This is a genomic window from Gracilibacillus marinus, from assembly GCF_042651725.1.
Lineage (GTDB): Bacteria > Bacillota > Bacilli > Bacillales > Amphibacillaceae > Gracilibacillus > Gracilibacillus marinus.
In genome coordinates this window covers 25,795-41,394 of sequence record NZ_JBHSDV010000001.1, presented here as the reverse complement: position 1 = coordinate 41,394, position 15,600 = coordinate 25,795, and the positions used below count along the sequence as shown (strand labels likewise).

Genomic DNA, 15,600 nt, shown 5'->3' with positions numbered 1-15,600 from the left:
ATAGAACAACCGAGTAGACAGTTAATAATTCTGTCTGCTCTTTTTTTGTTATACTTGAAAGAAGGGGGTAGACAATATTGAGCACTTGTATTCATTTATTAGATGGTTTAGCACAAAAGAAATTACTAGATACGAAACAATTCACACCATTGGAATTAACAGACTATTATATTAATCGAATTGAGAAATATAACGCTTCATTAAATGCGATTGTACATACTATGTTTGAGGAAGCAAGAAGACAAGCAGAAGCAATCACACTTTCTCAAAGCCCTGTTGCAGGTCTACCATTTCTAATCAAATCATTAAATGCGATTAGAAACCAACCATATACCAACAGTTCTTTGTTACAACAAGGAGTCACCGCGGAAAGCAATGATCCATTAGTGGATAAGTATGAGCAAGCAGGCCTAACCATTGTTGGAATTTCTAATTCACCTGAATTTGGCTTACTGCCTACAACAGAACCGAAATTGTATGGAGCAACTAAAAATCCATGGCAATTGGATTTTTCACCAGGTGGTTCTAGTGGTGGTGCTGCGGCTGCCGTTGCAGCTGGACTTGTTCCTTTTGCGCATGCAAGTGATGGTGGTGGTTCCATAAGAATCCCTGCTTCAGCATGTGGACTATTCGGTTTAAAACCTAGTCGTGGATTATTACCATATTCTCCTTATATCAATCACTATTCCATCAGTCATGCACTCACGCGTTCAGTTAGAGATAGTGCAGTATTATTAGACATTATTGTGAATAAGCAAAACAACCAATTATATCCAATACATAAAACGGAGGAAACATTTTTATCTCAATTACATCATATGCCTAAAAAATTAAGAATTGGGGTAAAATACGATCATCCATCCTTAAACTTTGATGAAGAAACCATTACTAATTATAAGCAAACCATTCTTTTGTTAGAGCAATTGGGACATGAAGTAATTGAAGTCATGCCTCCAATTGATATGGAACAATTAGCCCATCATTTTATCCATATTTGGATGGCTACAGGAGCTGTTGCTATTAGACATTCAGGACAATTTGCACAAAAGCCTATCACTACATTTAATGTAGAACCATTAACCTATGATATTCTTACATTTGCAGAGAAATTATCTGCAGTCGAATACGAGAATTCTCGAGTCTATGTGCACACAGCAGCTCAACAATTCTTACAGTTTTTTAATGATATCGACATATGGATGACACCGACTTTAAATCAATTACCAAAAAAAATAGGTGCAGATGCAACATATAACGGTAATGCCTATGAAACCATGTTACAAAATATGTTGAATTATAATCCATATATGCCCATTGCAAATGCTACCGGACAACCAGCAATGAGTGTTCCTACATCTTTTTCATCAAATGGATTACCTATAGGTACGCATTTCTTTGGTAAACAAGGCGAGGATGGCTTATTACTACAATTAGCTTGTCAAATAGAAGAAGCACAGCCTTGGAATAACTATTATGCTACCATCTTTAATGAAGATTAATCTATATTTGTATTTCAATACGAGCATTATCACAGTATCATATAGAGGATAACTTGAAAGAAAGTGATGGGATCATCATGGAAAAAATTCATCGAAGATTTTGGATATTAGTAACGATTGTTGCAATTTCAGGATTTAGTCAAGGGATGCTTCTCCCTTTAATTGCCGTTATTTTTGAGAATAGTGGTGTGTCATCCGTCACGAATGGTCTTCATGCCACAAGTCTGTATATTGGCGTATTGTTAGCGTCCCCTTTTATGGAACAACCACTTAGAAAATATGGATATAAACCAATTATTGTATTCGGTGGCTTACTTGTTTGTATTTCTTTACTAATGTTTCCATTATGGAAAAGTATTGGATTTTGGTTTTTATTACGCTTATTAATCGGCATTGGAGATCATGCAGTGAATTTTGCTGCACAAACATGGATTACAGCTTTTTCACCAGAACACAAGCGGGGTCGGAATATTGCTATTTATGGCTTGTTCTTTGGAATTGGTTTTGCGGTAGGACCATTAATGGTACCGCTAATCACGATACATCAAGCATTACCATTTATTTTATCTTCCATTATTAGTTTAATTGGATGGTTGTTTTTACTTACTTTAACTAATGAAAAACCTGACTATGATGTGTATCTGAATTCAACAAAAGATACTTTTAAACGATTTTACCAAGCTTGGAAATACGGGTGGATTGCTTTCCTTCCTCCATTTACTTATGGATTTTTAGAAACTACACTAAATGGTAATTTTCCTATCTACGGCTTGCGGATTGGCTTAGAAGTGAATCATATTTCTACCTTATTAGCAGCATTCGCTATTGGAACCATAGTATTTCAACTACCTCTAGGGATGTGCAGTGACAAATTTGGAAGAGGCAATACACTTACCGTTGTTTTATTTCTTGGGTGTGCGCTTTTTCTAACCGCAAGTTTCTTGGAAACCTATTACTATGGTCTAATTATCTGTTTGTTTATGGCTGGAATGTTCGTTGGTTCGACATTTTCTTTAGGCATTGCTTATATGACAGATATTACGCCAAAGCATTTATTACCAACAGGGAATTTGTTGTGCGGGGTCTTTTTTAGCATCGGAAGTCTAATCGGTCCTACGCTCGGTGGTGCATTCATCCAACTATTCAAAAGTGCAAGTATCTTTCATATCATTAGTTTTCTATTTTTCATCGTATTTGTAGTTATAGGTATACAAAATACCATTCACTTACGGAGACATCATTAGTCAATAAGGGGAGATATAATGAGGAAAATTATACTTATTGGTTCAGGTGGTGCAGGTAAATCTACATTGGCACGTCAATTAGGTCATAAGCTCAAAATAAATGTTTACCACCTCGATGCTTTGTATTGGAAACCTAACTGGGTTGGAATATCTAGAGATGAGCAAAGAAGCATTCAAAAAGACTTAGTGAGTAAAGAAGAATGGATTATTGACGGCAACTATGGTGGTACAATAGATATAAGGCTCCATGCAGCCGATACAATCATTTTGCTTGATCTTCCTAGGATAATTTGTGTCTATCGTGCTTTGAAAAGAATGATTCAGTACCGAAATAGAACTAGGCCAGATATGGGGGAAGGCTGCAAGGAAAGAATTGATGTACACTTTCTAAAATGGATATGGAACTATCCAAAAACGAAAAGACCAGAGATTCTCAATAAGCTGGAACACTTAAAAGAGGTAAAACAAGTTGTTATTTTGCAATCACCAAATGAGGTGAAAAAATTTTTAGATAACATTTAATACGTCAATATTAAAACGAACCTTGATTTTGTAACAAGAATAAGCATTGAATTCCAGCAATTCAACGCTTATTCCCTACTTAAATTATACAGAAGAGCTCTTTTCTTTTATAAAGTAGTTCATTCTGGAATTGCTTGAATCATCTCTACTCTATTTCCGAAGGGATCGCGAAATTCAAATCGATCATAGCCTGGAATAGGAACAGATTCTTGGAGTTCAAGTCCCTGTTCTTGAATAATGGCATGCCAATGTTTGCAATCTTCTACTTCATATGCAAGATGTGCCTTTGTCGTATAACGATCAAAACCATCTTCTGTTCCCACATGCACTTCTTGTGTACCTACCTTTAGCCAAAATCCACCTCTACCTTGTAGTGATGTTGGTTTTTCTATTTCTTCTAAACCGAGTACTTGACAATAGAATGCTTTCGCTTTTTCTTCCTCTCCCTTCGGTATTGTAATTTGCACATGATGGATTCCTTTAATCATCAAACTCCTCCATTTCGTGTATTAATTTTTTTCAAGTAAATAATGTAAGCCTTCTCTATTTTAACACAAAAAGAACACACTCCAAATTTATGGAAATGTGTCCACATTCTCTCTATACTTACCTACAAATTATCAACATTATTTTTCATATTTACACTATTTTTACAATTGGAATTATGATGAGGTCCATGCTCCACCATTTATATGAATCGTTTGACCAGTCATATAAGATGATTCATCTGACGCTAACATGACATATGGCCACGCATGTTCAGATGGTTGACCTGGTCTATTAAACAAACCACCTTTACCGAATTCCGCAACAGCTTCCTCATCAAACGAAGCTGGAATTAATGGTGTCCATACAGGTCCTGGGGCAACAGAATTTGCTCGAATACCTTTGTCAGCTAAATTTAATGCAATACTTCTTGTAAAAGCAGTAATAGCACCTTTAGTTGCGGTATAATCTATTAAAATTCCATTTCCTTTAAAGGCATTAATAGATGAAGTTGTTATAATGGTATCTCCATTTTTCATGTTTTTTACAGCAGCTTTTGTTAAATAAAATTGAGAAAAGAAATTTGTTTGAAATACTTCTTCAAATTGTTCATTAGAGATATCTAGCAAATCTTCTTTCACATATTGAATCGCTGCATTGTTGACTAAAATGTTAATTTTCCCTAACTGCGATACAGTTTCTTCCACTAATTTCTCGCAATGATTGGGATCTTTAATATCTCCTGGAAGAAGAATACACTTTGCCCCTTCTTTTTCGACAAGCTTTTTTGTTTCTTCTGCATCATCATGCTCATCTAAATAGGAGATTGCCACATCTGCTCCTTCTTTTGCATAAACAATTGCAACTGCTCGACCGATTCCACTATCCCCACCAGTTATTAATGCAACTTTGTTCGCTAATTTTTCTGAGCCTTTATAATGAACTGGTTGATGAGGCCTTGGTTTCATTTCTGATTCAATACCTGGTTGACGAGCTTGTTTTTGTTTTGGCATCGGGCTATTTGGTAATTCTGACATATCCATAATTATTTCACTCCTCTACTATTCTGCTTCTTCTAGGTCTTGTACATTTACTTGAAATGTATCTTCTGATTCTTTTGTGAAGCGAACTAGTGCTTTTTGCGCTTGATCATCTACATCTACAATGTATACTTGTTTACCATCGTAATACACTTCTTTCATCACTGGATCATCTTTAATATCTTTCGCTCGCATTAGATTCATCCTATACACCTCCAAATTCTCATAATAAAATGAATATATGCAAACTATACCTTTTAGAAAAGAAATTAAACATTATTTACTTAATCGCAATTTATTTGTAAAATTTATGTAATATACTAAAGGTATAAAATCTGTTTTCGGAGTGTGAAGTATGACGCAACCTATTAGCAATATCCCAATACCCGCCATATTAGAAATAAGAAATCATGCTTTAGTTGATTTAGATGTAATTTTACAAAGAAATCATTTTCAAAATGTGTATATACTATTTGATTCATTTACATTTGACCATTACAGTCAAAAAGTAAAGCAATTATTAAAACATACACACGCTGATTGCATCCTATTAGATTCCAATGTAGAAATTCACACATTAGTGACGATGTCGTACTCTATTGGACCATATGATGCAATGATTGCTATAGGCGGAGGAATGTGCATAGATTATGGGAAATATATTGCCTATCTCAAAAGAATTCCCTTTATCAGTATGCCAACATCTGCTTCTAATGATGGATTCGCTAGTAGTAATTGCTCCTTACTTGTTAATGGCAAGAAAACAACTGTTCCCGCGAAGGTGCCTTATGGCATTATTGCGGATTTAGAGATTATTAAGCAGGCACCTAGCAGTCTGATTTTGGCAGGTGTAGGGGATTTAATGTCGAATATCACTGCATTATACGATTGGGATTTTGAAGAACAACATCAAGTAGCCCCAGTCAATCATTTCGCTGCAATGCTAAGCAAAAAAGCAGTGAATAGTTTCATTCGGACACCAATGGATGATATCAAGCAACCTATTTTTCTAAAAGAACTAGTCAGCTCCCTTACAATGGGTGGAATAGCTACAGTCATTAGTGGTAACAGTTCACCTATTAGCGGTTCCGAACACCTCATCTCACATGCATTAGATAAAGTTTCTGAAAAACCTCAGATGCATGGTGTCCAAGTCGGTGTAGCAACATATCTGATGTCAATGGTACAAACACACCGGAGCGAGCGAATGCGAAAAGTATTTACCCGTACTGGCTTTTTTGAACATGTGAAGGAACTTGGAATAAAGCGCGCGGAATTTGAACTAGCAATTACTAAATCTTATTCTATTAAGCCAAATCGTTACACTTATTTACATGAGGAAATCTACCGCCAACAAGCATTAGAAATCAGTAAAACAGACCCGATTATGCAAGCTATATTGCATGCGTGATTCACTTGTAATTCCATTGATTCAATATTAAGATGGAATGAGAATTACATATACATGAAGACAACTTATTACATGCAAAAATGAAAATAGTAAAGGGGAATAATCATGGAATTAGTATACACAGGTAAAACAAAAGATGTTTATGCATTAGAAGATGGCAATTATTTATTACAATTTAAAGATGACGTAACAGGTGTAGATGGTGTTTTTGATCCTGGTGCTAATAGTGTTGGATTAACAATAGAAGGTGCAGGAAGAGCTGGGTTAAAATTAACCAAACATTTTTTTGAGATTTTAAAAGAAAAAAAAATTCCGACACATTACATTGATGCAGATATCAATCAAGCGACAATGACTGTGACACCTGCTGAAGTTTTTGGAAAAGGGCTTGAAGTGATTTGCCGTTATAGAGCTGTTGGAAGCTTTTTGCGTAGATATGGTCTTTATGCAGAAGAAGGACAAGCGCTTGATGGGTTTGTTGAAGTAACATTAAAAGATGACGAACGCGAAGATCCACCAATTTCAGAAGATGCATTAGACATGTTAGGCATCCTTACAAAAGCGGAATATAAGGAATTAAAAAGCCTTACACAGCAAATTGGTAATGTAGTAAAAGAAGAATTAGCAAAGAAAAACATCGAATTATATGATATAAAATTTGAATTCGGCCGTGCAGGAGAGAACAAACAAATTGTTCTCATTGATGAAATTTCAGGTGGCAATATGCGCGCATATAAAGATGGAAACTATATTGAGCCATTAGAGTTAGAAAAGATGTTCTTATAATCGCTTTTATCCTTCCATTTATTAGGGATATAAGTTCAATTATTTAACTTTTCCACTTATAGCCTTTACAATGGTTGTTGTAAACAATTAGTGAAAGGGTGAATAATATGAACGTTTTAATAGTTGGAGCAAACGGACAAATCGGCAAACATGCAGTGAAGTTGATTGCAAATGATGATTCGATGACAGCAAAAGCAATGATTCGAAAACAAGAGCAAGCTGCCTATTTCCACGAACAAGATGTAGATACAGCTATTGTAGATTTAGAAGACTCTGTTGATAGAATAGTGCATGCACTAGAAGATATAGACGCTGTTGTATTCGCAGCAGGTTCTGGTCCGAAGACAGGTAAAGATAAGACGTTGATGATTGACCTTGATGGTGCAGTGAAAACAATAGAAGCTGCAAAACAATCAGGTGTAAAACGATTTATCCTAATCAGTTCATTTGATACAAGCCGGGAAGCAATTCAAGCTGCTAATGAAGATTTTGCACCATATATTGTTGCAAAACACTATGCGGATGAATGGCTATTAGCTTCAGGTTTAGACTATACCATTATCCATCCTGGAGCACTTACAAATGACCCTGGTACAGGCAATGTCACACTAGCATCAAAAGTAGAACGCGGCGAAGTTCCTAGAGAGGATATCGCTAAAGTGATTTATGAATCATTAAAGCATCCATCTACTATTGGAAAAAGATTTCAAGTTGTGACTGGTGATACAGCAATTACTAAAGCAATAGAAAGTGTTTAATACAATAACTAGATTACTAGATAAAGACTTCCGTCTAAATATATAGACGGAAGTCTTTTGTTTCATATAAAAACAAAGATTTATATAATACCTAGGCTAAACTCCTCATTTTCCTATTTTTCATTGACAACGCTTTCACAAGATGATTAAATTTTAAGGTATATAACGAGATTTGTCGAAATTTCAGCTATCCAAATAAGCATAAAAAGTATATTCGCCACATTTACTCACATGGTGGTGATAGGAGGTAATAAAGTGAAATTCAAATGGAAAATGACATTACTTGTATTTGTATTATTTATCTTGTTGCCACAAATCGTATCCGCTGATTTTAAACAACTTAGTGGTGACCTTAGACTACACGATCCTAGTATAATTAAAGAAGGAAATACATGGTGGGCATTTGGAACTGGTGAAGGAAAAGGATTAAAAGTTCTAACATCTAATGATGGTTCGCATTGGTCCCAAACACCTTCTATATTTCCACAACCTCTAAATTGGTGGAGTAATTACGTACCTAATTTTGTCGAACACCAATGGGCGCCAGATGTCGAATATTACAACGGAAGATACTGGGTGTTTTATTCCGTATCTTCATTCGGATCAAATACCTCACTAATTGGATTAACTTCTACTGAATCTATTCAATCAGGTAATTGGCGAGATGATGGCTTAGTTATTCGTTCTACTTCTGCTAACAATTATAATGCGATAGACGGAGATTTAATAATTGATAAGAATGGCGAACCTTGGCTCTCTTTTGGTTCCTTTTGGAGTGGAATTAAATTAACAAAGCTAGACCCTAATACAATGAAACCAATTGGAAATTTATACTCTATTGCTGCACGCCCAGATCACCCTGAACACGCAATTGAAGCACCTAGCATTACATACAAAGACGGCTATTACTATTTATTTGTTTCCTTTGATAAATGTTGTAGTGGTGTAAATAGCACATACAAAATTGCATATGGTCGCTCTACTAACATTACAGGCCCTTATTTAGATAAGAATGGAATAGATATGTTGCACGGTGGCGGTACTATCTTAGAAGATGGATTAGGACAATATGTGGGTACTGGACACCAAGATATCTTGAATAATAATATACTAGTAAGACATGGCTATGATACACAAAATAATGGGGTACATCGAATGTTAATCAATGATTTATACTGGGATGCTTTTGGTTGGCCAACGTTAGATGCTCATTTAGCGGCAGTAAAAAGTGGCTCCATCTATAAATTAGTCAACCGTGCTTCTGGTAAAGTAGCAGAAGTATTAGCTAAGAGTACAAGTGATGGTGCTGATGTCATACAATGGACAGATAATGGTGGCTTGCATCAACAATGGCGATTAAATGACTTAGGAAATGGCTATTATTCGATAATCAATGTCAATAGTAACAAAGCGTTAGAGATATTTGAATGGAGTAACAATAACGGTGCAGATGCTGTACAATATTCCTACTTAGGTGGAGAAAATCAACAATGGCAAATACAACAAATAGGCAATGGATATGTTAAAATTATCAATCGACATTCAGGAAAAGTTCTAGATGGCTATGGAACAACAAATGGCTCAGATATTCTTCAATATGACGATCATAACGGTTTGAATCAACAATGGCAATTAGTAAAAGTGAATTAATTATTATTCCATGAGACGAAGAGCTGTGTGTTAAACAGCATCCTTCGTTTCTTTTTTATATAAGGCAATTTGCTTTTTACAAGAGTTTTTATACTATTTTTTATAATTTTCGTTTAATTATCTTTTATAAACGAACATTAAAATGTTTACATTCAATAAAAGTTCGTATATAATGATTATCGGTAACACAAATCCAATTATATTACATTCGTATATTCTTAGAAAGATGGTCTAAGAGTCTCTACTAGGAACCGATATATCCTAACTACGAATGGGTAGCATACGTCTACCCATTTATAGTTAGGATTTTTTAGTCTACACATTATTACACATAGTTGGAGGAAGAAAAAATGGATAACGTATTTGATTATGAAGATATTCAGCTAGTACCTAATAAATGTATTGTAAATAGCCGTGCAGAATGCGACACTTCTGTAACATTGGGAAACTACACATTTAAATTACCTGTAGTACCTGCAAATATGCAGACAATTATTGATGAAAAAATTGCAATTTATTTGGCGGAGAATCATTATTTTTATGTCATGCATCGCTTTGAACCAGAAAAGCGAGCATCATTTATTCAAGAAATGCACAGCAAAAACTTATATGCATCTATCAGTGTAGGAGTAAAAGAAGAAGAATACTCATTCATTGAAATGTTAGCTAATGAAGAATTAGTACCTGAATTTATTACAATTGATATTGCACATGGCCACTCTAATGCAGTAATCGAGATGATTCGACACATCAAGAGACATTTACCAACAAGTTTTGTTATTGCTGGAAATGTAGGGACACCTGAAGCAGTTCGAGAACTCGAAAATGCTGGTGCTGACGCAACAAAGGTTGGAATCGGGCCAGGTAAAGTGTGTATTACAAAAGTGAAAACAGGCTTTGGAACAGGTGGTTGGCAATTAGCCGCTTTACGTTGGTGCGCAAAAGCTGCTAGTAAACCTATTATCGCAGATGGCGGTATCCGTACACATGGGGATATTGCTAAATCCGTTCGCTTTGGTGCATCCATGGTCATGATTGGCTCTTTATTTGCTGGTCACGAAGAGTCTCCTGGTGTGACAATCGAAAAAGATGGTCAATTGTATAAAGAATATTTTGGCTCAGCATCTGAATACCAAAAAGGCGAAAAGAAAAATGTCGAAGGTAAGAAAATGCTTGTCTCTCATAAAGGAGCTCTTCAGGATACATTAACGGAAATGGAACAAGACTTACAATCTTCTATCTCTTATGCAGGTGGAAAAACATTAGATGCCATTCGTTATGTAGATTATGTAATAGTAAAAAACTCTATCTTTAATGGAGATAAAATTTAGGCAAAAAGGAATATTACTTTTTATGAAGTAGTCCTAATAAAAAAAAGCAGTTCCATCAAGGATGCACATTGTCATCGTGTACTCCAAAATGAAACTGCTTTTCGTATTTATTTAAATTTCCATTACGCCACCTTTTGACGCATTTGTTACAAGCTTAGAATATCTACCTAACCAACCATTCTTAATTTTCGGTTCAAATGGTTTTAAAGATTTTCGACGTTCTGCTAATTCTTCATCAGAAACATCCACATTTAATGTACGGTTTGGTAAATCAATTTTAATAATGTCACCATCGTTTACAAGAGCAATTGGTCCGCCTTCTGCAGCCTCTGGAGAAATGTGACCGATAGAAATACCACGTGAAGCTCCTGAAAAACGTCCATCTGTAAGTAGAGCTACTGTTTTACCTAATCCTCTACCCATAATGGCTGAAGTTGGTGCAAGCATTTCTGGCATTCCTGGACCACCTTTAGGACCTTCATAACGAATAATAACCACATGCCCTTCTTTCACTGTTCCATTATCGATCGCTTCTTGTGCCTCATCTTGAGATTCAAACACAATCGCTTTTCCTTCAAACGTCTGAATAGAAGGATCTACTGCACCTACTTTAATTACCGCACCCTCTGGAGCAATATTACCAAATAAAATGGATAGACCACCTACAGGGCTATAGGGATTATCAATTGAACGAATTACGTGGTTATTTGTAATCTCATAATCTTTCACCAATTCGCCCATTGTCTTTCCAGTAATCGTCATACGTTCAGGATGAATCGCGCCTTCGATTTTTGTTAATTCATTAATAATCGAACTCACTCCACCTGCGCGATTGATATCGTCCATTGAGTAGTCTGATGCTGGCATAATTTTTGCTAAATATGGCACACGTTCAGCTACTTTATTGATATCCTCAATATTGTATTCGATTCCTGCTTCACGAGCAATCGCTAATGTGTGTAACACTGTATTCGTCGATCCACCCATAGCCATATCTAATGCAAAAGCATCATCAATCGCTTCTTTCGTAATAATATCGCGAGGTTTCACATCTTCTTTTACCATACGTACAAGATGCTTTGCTGCTTCGTAGATAAGGTCTTTACGTTTCACACTTGTTGCAACAATCGAACCATTACCAGGTAAAGCTACACCTAACATTTCCATTAAACAGTTCATCGAGTTAGCTGTAAACATACCTGAACAAGAACCACATGTTGGACATGCGTTTGCTTCAATATCATTGAATTCTTCTTCTGTCATCTTACCTGCTTTATATGCGCCGACACCTTCAAATACAGATGTTAATGAAAGTTGTTTTCCATCAGAACTTACTCCCGCTTCCATTGGTCCACCTGAAACGAATACAGAAGGAACATTGGTACGAGCTGCTGCCATTAACATACCTGGTGTGATTTTGTCACAGTTCGGAATATAAAATACCCCATCAAACCAATGTGCGTTAATTACTGTCTCAGCACTATCTGCAATTAACTCACGACTTGGTAAAGAATAACGCATACCAATATGCCCCATTGCGATTCCATCATCTACACCTATCGTATTAAATTCAAAAGGAATACCGCCAGCTTCAATGATTGCTTCCTTTACGACATCCGCAAATCCACGCAAATGCACATGTCCAGGTATAATATCAATATAAGAGTTACATACACCAATAAAAGGTTTCCCTAAATCCTTTGCTTTCACTTTACCTGTAGCATATAGAAGACTACGGTGCGGTGCACGATCTACCCCAATTTTAATCATGTCACTTCTCATTTCCCTACACTCCCTCTATGTATCTATTGTTCAATTATATTAAAATAACTTTGTTTTACATATTTTAAAACGTATGTTGTCTACTGTCAATAGTGTTGTATGACAAATTTAAATTTTACAAAAAAGACATCACTTTTCACTGTGATGTCTTCTCTTCCTTCTCGATTCCAAGCTCGCGTATTGCATGTAATATATGGATTCTCATCGCACTTCTAGCACCTTCTGGATTGCGATTCTTCATAAATTCCATAATCATATGATGGTCATTGATTGTATCTTTAATCGCCATTTGCTTCTTTTTAGATAAAATGACCCCTTTATCAATTGCTTGATAGATGACAGGCATAAGCTTTTCCATAAATTCATTATGTGTCGCTTTCACAATAGATTGGTGAAATTTTTGTTCTACAACGGTTCGATCTTCATTATTTTTTATTTTTTGCTCAATTTGTTTGCCATATTCTATGATTCTCTTTAATTCAATATCACTCGCTCTAAGTGTTGCATAATAAGCAGCTTCAGGCTCAAATATTAATCGCATTTCGTATAAATCTGTTGCGTTTATTTTTGCCTCTGTTAGAAAACTTAACGATTCTAAATTATCTGTATCAATATCTTCTTTTATGTATGTTCCTTTTCCGCGTCTAATCTCTAGAATACCATTTGTTACTAATATACGAATTGCTTCCCTAAGCGTTGTTCTACTAACATGAAGTTGTTCAGAAAATTCATTTTCATTCGGCAACTTGTCCCCAGGTAAAAAGCGCTTCTCTATCGCAATCATTGCCATAATATCATCCGCTACACTATCTGATAATCTTTTTTGAATCATGATTTCTCACCTAATTTTTCTTTTAAGTATAGCACAATGTTGGAGATGTTCACTATGTTTCTTCGTACCCTGAATGAATCGAAACAATTAAAAGATGACAAAACATCTATTTCTATTACAATGACGTAACGTATAGATGACACCATTTCCCCACCCAAATGTTGTCAAGCGTCTTTCATTGGTAATATCTATACATTTTGATGAATATAACCAATGAATTCTCTGTTAAGGTATTATCATCACGGCTTTTTCTCCTACATTATCTATCTACCAAATCCATCCACAAATATTACAGAAAAACCCGTGCTAGAATGATAGAGAACAAAACAAAAGGAGTGAAGAAAACATGATTAAAAAAATAGGTATTAGCGCATTGCTCATTTCAACAATCGTATTTGGTAGTGGTTTTTCGCATAATATAAATGTAAAAACAATCGATACGAATAACAATTCGCATTATTTCTATAATAAAGAGGAAATCCAATCCTACCTTCAACAATGGTTAACAAAATATACAGAAAACAAAGTAGAAGTGAACACAGATTCACATTATCAACAAGAGCAAACAAATAGTAATACAACGACAGAAACGCCCAAAGAAGAGTCAGTGACACAAGAAGATGAGTCAACGAATAAAGAACAAGTAAGTAGTGAATTAAATCAATTTGAATTAGAGGTCATTGAGCTTACCAATGCTGAAAGAGAGAAAGCTGGATTATCTCCATTAGAGTTAGATGAAGCATTAAGCAAAGTTGCTAGAGAAAAATCGAAGGATATGGCGGAGAATAATTATTTTAGTCACCAAAGCCCAACATATGGTTCACCATTTGACATGATGAAACAATATGGCATTAGCTACCGAACAGCTGGGGAGAATATTGCAAAGGGACAACAATCACCAGAAGAAGTCGTACAAGCTTGGATGAATAGTGAAGGACACCGTAAAAATATTCTAAATCCAGACTTTACACATATTGGGATTGGATATGTGGGCAATGGAAATGTGTGGACACAACAATTTATTGCAAAATAATGGCTTATATTAACAAGAACTATTTTAATAATAGTTCTTGTTTTTATTACTTCTTTCCTCATCTAAAACAAATCCTCTCACTTTAGAAAACATACTTTTTACTAAAATAATGCATTTATAGAATATGAATACGTATACATACAATATATTACCTTCACACATTTCGGATACCTTTTCAATAACTTTATATGAACCATTTTAGTGTGAAGAATAAAGGGGGAAATAGGGAAATGACAAAGGGGAAATGGTTGATTGTTTATATTGGTATTATTGCAATGGCACTATTTTTAGTAGCTTGCAATAATGGAGAAGAAACGGAAGAGGATGACGCTACAGAATTCCTAACAATGCTAACAGGTGGAACAAGCGGTACGTATTATCCTTTAGGTGGGGAAATGGCTACAATTATTAAAAATGAAACTGGGATTCAGACAGATGCACTCTCTTCTAATGCCTCAGCAGATAATGTTGTCGCACTACAAAATGAGGAAGCAGAACTTGCATTTGTGCAGACAGATGTGGTTGCTTTTGCTGTAGAAGGAACGAATGCTTTCGAAGATAATCCTGTCAAGAATGTACAAGCAATTGGTGCATTATATCCTGAAACGATTCAAATTGTCACGACAAAAAATACAGGAATTGATTCTGTAGAAGATTTACAGGGGAAGACTGTATCTGTTGGGGCTCCTGGTTCTGGGACATACATTAATGCAGAACAAATTCTAGAAATACATGGGATGACAATGGATGATATAGAGACACAACACTTAGACTTTGGTGAGTCTACAAGTGGCATCCAAGATGGAAATATCGATGCAGCATTTATCACAGCTGGTACGCCAACTGGAGCAGTAGAAGGGCTTGGTGCTAGTGTCGATATTTCTATTGTTCCAATTGAAGAAGATAAAATAGAGGCACTTGTAGAAAAATATCCATATTATGCAAAGGACACTATTCTAGGTGGTACGTATGGTGGACTTGATCAAGATATTACAACAGTGGCCGTTGGTGCAATGCTTGCTGTAACAGATTCCTTATCAGAAGATGTGGTATATGACATTACAAAAGCAATATACGAAAACGCAGATAGTATATCACATAGTAAAGGTGCGTTTATTACAAAAGAAAATGGTGCTCTTGGTATCGGTATTGACTTCCATCCCGGTGCAGAAAAATACTTTAAAGAAGTCGGCGTCTTAGAATAATATTCAAAACAAGTCGACACA

Annotated in this window: 15 protein-coding genes, 1 pseudogene and 1 riboswitch; of the genes and pseudogenes, 11 read left to right on the top strand and 5 right to left on the bottom strand. The window is 35.6% G+C overall.

Annotated elements, in window-relative coordinates; all coding sequences use genetic code 11:
- Nucleotides 1-77 precede the first annotated feature (77 nt).
- The 3 genes from ACFOZ1_RS00250 to ACFOZ1_RS00240 all read left to right on the top strand — a co-directional run bounded on the left by ACFOZ1_RS00250 (nucleotide 78) and on the right by ACFOZ1_RS00240 (nucleotide 3,265).
- On the top strand, nucleotides 78-1,499 hold the full coding sequence (locus ACFOZ1_RS00250; RefSeq protein ID WP_390194666.1) for an amidase: 1,422 nt from the start codon (nucleotides 78-80) through the stop codon (nucleotides 1,497-1,499).
- A 77-nt stretch (nucleotides 1,500-1,576) separates the two neighbouring features.
- Entirely contained in the window at nucleotides 1,577-2,743 is a 1,167-nt protein-coding gene (locus ACFOZ1_RS00245) for an MFS transporter (protein ID WP_390194664.1), read from the top strand.
- An 18-nt stretch (nucleotides 2,744-2,761) separates the two neighbouring features.
- Nucleotides 2,762-3,265 (top strand): DNA topology modulation protein, encoded by a 504-nt coding sequence (locus tag ACFOZ1_RS00240; RefSeq protein ID WP_390194662.1) that lies wholly within the window; start codon nucleotides 2,762-2,764, stop codon nucleotides 3,263-3,265.
- 119 nt (nucleotides 3,266-3,384) lie between these two features.
- Here the strand turns inward: ACFOZ1_RS00240 and ACFOZ1_RS00235 are convergent, their stop codons facing one another.
- The 3 genes from ACFOZ1_RS00235 to ACFOZ1_RS00225 all read right to left on the bottom strand — a co-directional run bounded on the left by ACFOZ1_RS00235 (nucleotide 3,385) and on the right by ACFOZ1_RS00225 (nucleotide 4,995).
- The gene (locus ACFOZ1_RS00235) at nucleotides 3,385-3,753 is read right to left on the bottom strand and encodes a VOC family protein (protein WP_390194661.1); all 369 of its coding nucleotides are present in this window, start codon (nucleotides 3,751-3,753) and stop codon (nucleotides 3,385-3,387) included.
- Nucleotides 3,754-3,927: 174 nt separating this feature from the next.
- Nucleotides 3,928-4,794: an SDR family oxidoreductase gene (locus ACFOZ1_RS00230; RefSeq protein ID WP_390194659.1), complete on the bottom strand. Its 867-nt coding sequence runs from the start codon at nucleotides 4,792-4,794 to the stop codon at nucleotides 3,928-3,930.
- 18 nt (nucleotides 4,795-4,812) lie between these two features.
- A complete protein-coding gene (locus tag ACFOZ1_RS00225; protein ID WP_390194658.1) occupies nucleotides 4,813-4,995 on the bottom strand; it encodes an H-type small acid-soluble spore protein in 183 nt (60 codons plus the stop codon).
- A gap of 151 nt (nucleotides 4,996-5,146) precedes the next feature.
- Here ACFOZ1_RS00225 and ACFOZ1_RS00220 point away from each other — a divergent pair, with 151 nt between their 5' ends.
- The 6 genes and pseudogenes from ACFOZ1_RS00220 to guaC all read left to right on the top strand — a co-directional run bounded on the left by ACFOZ1_RS00220 (nucleotide 5,147) and on the right by guaC (nucleotide 10,727).
- Complete coding sequence (locus tag ACFOZ1_RS00220) at nucleotides 5,147-6,202, top strand: iron-containing alcohol dehydrogenase family protein (RefSeq protein ID WP_390194656.1); 1,056 nt, start codon at nucleotides 5,147-5,149, stop codon at nucleotides 6,200-6,202.
- A 105-nt stretch (nucleotides 6,203-6,307) separates the two neighbouring features.
- A complete protein-coding gene (locus tag ACFOZ1_RS00215) occupies nucleotides 6,308-6,988 on the top strand; it encodes a phosphoribosylaminoimidazolesuccinocarboxamide synthase (protein ID WP_390194654.1) in 681 nt (226 codons plus the stop codon).
- A 107-nt stretch (nucleotides 6,989-7,095) separates the two neighbouring features.
- Complete coding sequence (locus ACFOZ1_RS00210) at nucleotides 7,096-7,746, top strand: SDR family oxidoreductase (RefSeq protein ID WP_390194653.1); 651 nt, start codon at nucleotides 7,096-7,098, stop codon at nucleotides 7,744-7,746.
- Nucleotides 7,747-8,019: 273 nt separating this feature from the next.
- A pseudogene (locus ACFOZ1_RS00205) lies at nucleotides 8,020-8,946 on the top strand (glycoside hydrolase family 43 protein); the annotation flags it as partial.
- 36 nt (nucleotides 8,947-8,982) lie between these two features.
- Entirely contained in the window at nucleotides 8,983-9,396 is a 414-nt protein-coding gene (locus ACFOZ1_RS00200) for an RICIN domain-containing protein (protein WP_390197997.1), read from the top strand.
- Nucleotides 9,397-9,584: 188 nt separating this feature from the next.
- Nucleotides 9,585-9,684: riboswitch (purine riboswitch) on the top strand.
- A 62-nt stretch (nucleotides 9,685-9,746) separates the two neighbouring features.
- Nucleotides 9,747-10,727 carry a GMP reductase gene (gene guaC / locus ACFOZ1_RS00195; RefSeq protein WP_390194651.1) on the top strand — a complete coding sequence of 327 codons (981 nt, stop codon included), beginning with the start codon at nucleotides 9,747-9,749 and terminating at the stop codon, nucleotides 10,725-10,727.
- Nucleotides 10,728-10,838: 111 nt separating this feature from the next.
- Here the strand turns inward: guaC and ilvD are convergent, their stop codons facing one another.
- Both ilvD and ACFOZ1_RS00185 read right to left on the bottom strand, forming a co-directional pair.
- The gene (gene ilvD / locus ACFOZ1_RS00190; protein WP_390194650.1) at nucleotides 10,839-12,509 is read right to left on the bottom strand and encodes a dihydroxy-acid dehydratase; all 1,671 of its coding nucleotides are present in this window, start codon (nucleotides 12,507-12,509) and stop codon (nucleotides 10,839-10,841) included.
- A gap of 136 nt (nucleotides 12,510-12,645) precedes the next feature.
- Entirely contained in the window at nucleotides 12,646-13,341 is a 696-nt protein-coding gene (locus tag ACFOZ1_RS00185) for a FadR/GntR family transcriptional regulator (protein WP_390194648.1), read from the bottom strand.
- A 346-nt stretch (nucleotides 13,342-13,687) separates the two neighbouring features.
- Between ACFOZ1_RS00185 and ACFOZ1_RS00180 the strand changes: the two genes are divergently transcribed.
- Complete coding sequence (locus ACFOZ1_RS00180; RefSeq protein WP_390194646.1) at nucleotides 13,688-14,374, top strand: CAP domain-containing protein; 687 nt, start codon at nucleotides 13,688-13,690, stop codon at nucleotides 14,372-14,374.
- Nucleotides 14,375-14,604: 230 nt separating this feature from the next.
- Nucleotides 14,605-15,579, top strand: a complete 975-nt coding sequence (locus ACFOZ1_RS00175; RefSeq protein WP_390194644.1) for a TAXI family TRAP transporter solute-binding subunit — start codon at nucleotides 14,605-14,607, stop codon at nucleotides 15,577-15,579.
- Nucleotides 15,580-15,600 lie beyond the last annotated feature (21 nt).